Source organism: Steroidobacter sp., assembly GCF_016790065.1.
In the GTDB taxonomy this organism is placed as follows: Bacteria; Pseudomonadota; Gammaproteobacteria; order Steroidobacterales; family Steroidobacteraceae; genus Steroidobacter.
In genome coordinates this window covers 1-5,407 of record NZ_JAEUPY010000704.1, presented here as the reverse complement: position 1 = coordinate 5,407, position 5,407 = coordinate 1, and the positions used below count along the sequence as shown (strand labels likewise).

Below are 5,407 nucleotides of genomic sequence, written 5' to 3'. Positions count from 1 at the left end.
TCGCTAGCGGGGCGGCTCGCGAAAAGCCCAGCGCAGTACCGCGGCGAGGCGGTAGCCGGCCAAGGTCAGGCGTTGCTCGGCGATTTCTTGGGATCGATCCAGGTAACGCTTCGGCAGTTGCGGAGCGGTGCGTGCGGAATCGCTGACCCGCAGGTCGGGGCCGTAGGCGAAGGTGCTGGCTATTTCATAACTCTCTTGAGTCCACACGGAGAATTCCATCGTGTTTTGAAAGGGCTGCAGTTCTTTGAATTGAGCACGCGGTAACCGACGCATCAACTCGGTGGCCGAACGAGTCACTGCGTCGAGCTCGCCGTCGCGGCTGACGCTGTCGTCCCAATACCAGTGCAGCGTGACCGGCTCGTTGTTGTGAGGATCGCGAACGAATTGCAGGCTGCCGCCGCGATCACCTTCCGGGAAACGTTTGGAAACTTGCGACACGCTATGCAGCGGTTGATGCATGTCGCCGACCAGATGAAACACCCAACACAGCGCCACCGCGCGTTCACCTGCGGACGCGCGAGCATCGGCCGCAACACTCAAGTTCAGTGCGAAGGCTTCGAGTGCTGAACCCTGCGGAACATCGTCGGGCAGCTTGGCCGGTGACGACGAGGCATCGACGATGGGGCGCGACGAGTAATGCCACGTCGGATGATCGTGAACGCCGCCGCGAATGTCGTCGGGCCAACGTGCGAGTTCGAGGAATATGCGACGGCTGCGTTCTTCACCGGTGGCTCGACCGGCCGCGACTTCGAAGGTGCCACGGTCGGGATGTTTCTCCGCCAGCGCCACGATCTTGTCGATGGTCTTGCGTTCCTGCGCGCTCAACTCGTCATAAGCAATGGCGGCGCTCACCATATGACCCGGCCGCGACCAGGCATGCGCGGCGGAGCAGGGAAGGGCCAGAGCGATTAGCGCAACAGCGATTGGCTTCATTGGGAAAACCGCGACATTCCAGAGCCCACATTGTTACCAGAGTTCGCGCCGCCGCTGGGCGGCGCGAACTCGAACCAGTGTGGCATGAAATGCCAATCGCGTTGTCAGGAACTATTTCAATGCCATGCAGCTCGCGTAATAGCTCACGGTGGCCGGCCAGTCGGAGAAAACGCCGATGACGCCGACTTTCTTGGCCAGTACATCCAGCGCTTTGTACATATCGCTGTCTTTTTTCAGCGCACGGCCGGTCGGGTCGAAGCTGTAGTAGAAGCCGGCACCAACGCCGCCATTGCGCAGGTCGGCACGCTCGAACGACCAGGTGATGATGTCGAAGCCCTGGCCTTTGATGTCCAATGCGTATTGCGAAGGCACGATCTGGTTGGCGTCGTTCACTGCCAGCAGCACGCCGATGGGCGGAGCGATGATTTTCACGCCTTGTTTCTTGAGCTGCTTCAGCTCATCCAAGGTCAGGCGCGGAAAACCGGACGAAGGATCGACATCGTCCAGATAAACGGCCTGCTGACCGAAGCGCGGCTCGTTCTTGATCCAGTACAGCACGTCACGCACGTCGAACGACTGCGGCCACACGTCGCGCGGATGCACGCCGGCGGCTTTGAACTGGTCGATCATCTTTTGCGCGTAGTTTTCCTGGCCGCCGAATACGGTGAGCAGGCGCTGCGGATCGCCGGACTTCAGTTCCGGAGTGTGTTTGACGCCGAGCTTTTTGTTCAGCTCGATGCTTTCGCGCAGCGTGAGCAACGTGCCGCGACCGGTGTAGAGATCAGTGCGCCACGAAGCGGTGCCGCCGAGATAACCTTTGGCTGTGGTCGCGTTGGGGTTGGACGCATCCATCTTGCCTTTCAAGGTCTTGAACTCGGCCAAGGTGATGTCGCTGGTACAGCACTTGGGGCTCGAGCCCTGACCCGACCACGGCACCGTGCACTGCCCGTTCAGCGGCGTGTCGACGATGTTGGTAGTCGTGTGCAGATCGCACTCGGCGTGACGGCACACCAGTTCGCCGTCCTTGGTGAAAGTCACATCGCATTCCACGATGCCCGCGCCTTGGCGCGCACCGGCTTCATACGATTCTTTGGTGTGCTCGGGAAACTGCAGCGGCGCGCCGCGGTGAGCGATGGAAAAATCAGTTTTGTAGAACGGGCCGTTCTCGCAGCGTTGCAGTTTGTCTTTGAGGCGGCTGTCGTCGAGACCGTCGATCAGATAGAACGGCCGGTCGCCGACCTGGACCGAGCTGCGCGCCCAGCCGTTTTTGGAGTCATGACGGTCGGCATCGTCATTGCGGTCGTGGTCGCCGGCCAGCGCGGCCAACGAGCAAAGCGCCGCCAGCAAAGCCGCGGGTGCGGCCAATTGCATGGGATGAGGCATGGAACTCTCCTGCGAATGGATAGGGAGTCCGGCGCCGCATTCCTTGCCATTGATTCATGGGCGCGCGAACCGGCCTAGGAATACGCCGGCGAGGTTCAACTCAGATTGCGATTGGATGATCGGTAGATGACGGCAAGGCCGTCAGTGGCGCGAGTGGCGCGCACAGCGGCCGATCCCAGAAGGGGATCGACCCAATCAAGCAGCGACGAGGAATCAGCTGGGGTTGCGTTCCGCGTGCAACACGTTGCGCACCAGGCGGGTGGCAATCACCGACACGAACGTCTTCACACGGGCTTGCTGGTTCAGGCGCGCGTGCTCGATTTCGTACAGCTCGCGGACATGCTCGACCGGGGCGTCGCTCTCTTTGGCAAGAGCTTCGATGGCTAACTGCTGTTTGGCCGGATCACCTGCGGTATTGCGCAAGACGGTCATGATCCCTCCGGTGTGGTGAAAGACGTGTTCATCGGCGGGCCGCATGTTAGCCGCAGTTCAGCTCCCGGCCGTTAACTTCCCGCCGTCTGCGCTATTTTGGTGCATAAGCCCAATAAGCTTTTTCTGCGGTGTCAGTCACTTGCGAGCGCTTGCTGGCGAGTCGCCGACGAGCTGTCACATTGGCGGAACGGGCCGATTGCGCAAGTCAAGCGCCACGTGCCACGCCTGTAAGTTTTTCCGGGTGAAATGGGCCGCGGATTTTACGGCGATCCCCGAATTGCCGCGGACTTAATCAAGCTGCCGTAGGCAGCGACCGATAAGGGAGGCGGGGTACCAAACTCGTTTGCGTGGGAGTGGCCGTGAGCCTGTCCAGACTCAGCATCAACTCGCGTCTGATCGCGGCGTTTGCGCTCGTGGTGGCGATCCTAGTGGTATTGATCGTGGTGGCCACTGTCAGCCAAAGCAGGCAGGTAGCGGCCCAGCGCGCCAGCGTGCAGACCTACGACGTCATCGAACAGGTCAACGGCCTGACCGACGCTCTCATTAATATGGAGACCGGCACCCGCGGCTTCCTGCTCGCCGGCCTCGACACCTTTCTGGGGCCCTACAACGTCGGCCGGCAGGAGTTCGCCGCCCATGCCGCCAAACTCGATGAATTGACCGCCGACGAGCGGGTCGAGGAAAAACTCAAAAGGCTTCAAGCGGCTCAGCAAGAGTGGGTCACGCAAGCCCTGGAACCGGCCATCGAGCTGCGTCGCGAAGTGATTACCGGCAACGCCACGATGGCGGACGTCGTTGCGCTGGAGCGCGAGGCTCGCAGTAAGAAGAGCATGGACGCGATGCGCGCCATCCTCGCTGAGATCGAAGATATCCAACAGCAATTGTTGGCTGAGCGGAACGCGACGGCTGAAACGGCCAGCTCGTTCGCCAGCAAGGTGTTGCTCGGCGGCGGTGCCATCGCGGTGGTGTTGTCCATCGTGCTGGCGATTGCGATCGCTCGTAGCATCGTCAATCCATTGCGCCAGGTATTGCGTGCGACCGAAGATCTGCGCGCCGGCGACGGCGATCTCACCTATCAATTGCCTGCGATGGATGCCGAGTTCGGCGACATCGCGCGTTCGTTGAATGGTTTCATCGAGAAGTTGCACACCGTCATCTCGACGACCAAGTCGCTATCGGCATCCATGTCCAGCGGCGCCTTGCAGATCGCTCGTGGCAATGACGATCTGAACCAGCGCACTCAGGAGCAGGCTGCGGCGCTGGAAGAAACGGCTTCCAGCATGGAGCAGATGACGGCGACGGTGAAACAGAATGCCGACAATGCGCGCCAGGCCAATCAGCTTTCCAGCAGCGCGCGTACGCATGCTGAGAAGGGCGGCGAGGTGGTGCAGCGAGCCGTTGGAGCGATGGATGAGATCAACGCTTCCAGCCGCAAGATCGCGGACATCATCGGCGTCATCGACGAGATCGCATTCCAAACCAATCTGCTGGCATTGAACGCCGCAGTCGAAGCCGCACGCGCTGGCGAACAGGGGCGCGGCTTCGCAGTGGTGGCTTCCGAAGTGCGCAGCCTCGCGCAACGCAGCGCCAGCGCCGCGAAAGAAATCAAAGAGCTCATCAACGATTCCGTCGCCAAGGTGCGCGCCGGCTCCGAGCTGGTGGATGAGTCGGGCCGCACGCTGACCGACATCGTGGCATCGGTGAAGCGAGTCAGTGACATCGTGGCTGAGATTGCCGCCGCTAGCGAACAGCAGGCGCAGGGCATCGTTCAGGTGAATAACGCCGTGTCGCAGATGGACGCGATGACGCAGCAGAATGCCGCGCTGGTCGAAGAGGCTTCCGCAGCGAGCAAGTCGCTGGAACAGCAAGGCCAGGGGCTGGTGTCGCAGGTGGGGCAGTTCCGCACGTCGGGCAATGCTACGTCGATTGGCGGCGCGCCGATGGCGACCAAACCGCTGGCCGTCGTCAAACCTATAAGCACGCCGGTGAGATCTGCTCCGGTGGCGCGCAAACTGACCGCCGTCGCGCCGATGGCCAAAGCCAGCGGCGACGATTGGCAGGAGTTCTGACGTTTCCTATTCGGTCGCTGAAGCCTGCGGCAGCGTGAAATGAAACGCCGCACCGTGGCCGACGGTGCTTTCTGCCCAGATCCGGCCCTCGTAACGCTGCACGATGCGGGCCGAGGTCGCGAGGCCGATACCAACGCCCGGGAACTCGGACATGGTGTGCATGCGTCGGAACGGCTCGAACAAATGTTGGGCGAAGTTCATATCGAAGCCCACGCCGTTATCTTTGACCACGAAAGCCGGGCCAGCGTCGTCCTGGACGCGTGTCAGCGTCACCGCCGGACGTTCTGAGTGGCTGGTATATTTCCAAGCGTTGCCCAGCAGGTTGAACACCAGGCTACGCATCAATCTCGGATCGGCGTGAATGGCCGGGCCGCAGTCGATGTTGAAGTGCACGCGTTGCTCGGGATATTGCTGCTGTAATTCCTGAACGACTTCGGCCGCGACCGAGTTGAGATCGACCGGGCGGCGCGCCAGTTCGACTTTGGTGAGCTGTGCCAGCCCCAGCATGCCGTCGATGACGTCGTTCATGCGTCGCACGGAGATGTCGATGCGTTCCATGCGGTGCCGGGCTTCTGGATCCTGCTGTTTCT

5 protein-coding genes are annotated in these 5,407 nt (G+C 61.3%); 1 reads left to right on the top strand and 4 read right to left on the bottom strand.

Going from position 1 to position 5,407, the window contains the following annotated elements:
• Positions 1 to 3 precede the first annotated feature (3 nt).
• The 3 genes from JNL55_RS28920 to JNL55_RS28910 all read right to left on the bottom strand — a co-directional run bounded on the left by JNL55_RS28920 (position 4) and on the right by JNL55_RS28910 (position 2,748).
• Positions 4 to 933, bottom strand: coding sequence for a S1/P1 nuclease (locus JNL55_RS28920; RefSeq protein WP_293862847.1), 930 nt, complete (start codon positions 931 to 933; stop codon positions 4 to 6).
• Positions 934 to 1,044: 111 nt separating this feature from the next.
• Entirely contained in the window at positions 1,045 to 2,316 is a 1,272-nt protein-coding gene (locus tag JNL55_RS28915; RefSeq protein ID WP_293862845.1) for a glycerophosphodiester phosphodiesterase family protein, read from the bottom strand.
• Positions 2,317 to 2,529: 213 nt separating this feature from the next.
• Positions 2,530 to 2,748, bottom strand: a complete 219-nt coding sequence (locus JNL55_RS28910) for a DUF3562 domain-containing protein (protein WP_293862843.1) — start codon at positions 2,746 to 2,748, stop codon at positions 2,530 to 2,532.
• Between the two features lie 359 nt (positions 2,749 to 3,107).
• On the opposite strand from JNL55_RS28910, the gene JNL55_RS28905 reads away from it, so the two are divergent.
• A complete protein-coding gene (locus JNL55_RS28905) occupies positions 3,108 to 4,817 on the top strand; it encodes a methyl-accepting chemotaxis protein (RefSeq protein WP_293862841.1) in 1,710 nt (569 codons plus the stop codon).
• Positions 4,818 to 4,823: 6 nt separating this feature from the next.
• Here the strand turns inward: JNL55_RS28905 and JNL55_RS28900 are convergent.
• Positions 4,824 to 5,407: sensor histidine kinase (locus JNL55_RS28900; RefSeq protein ID WP_293862839.1), on the bottom strand; the 584-nt coding region annotated here is incomplete at its 5' end.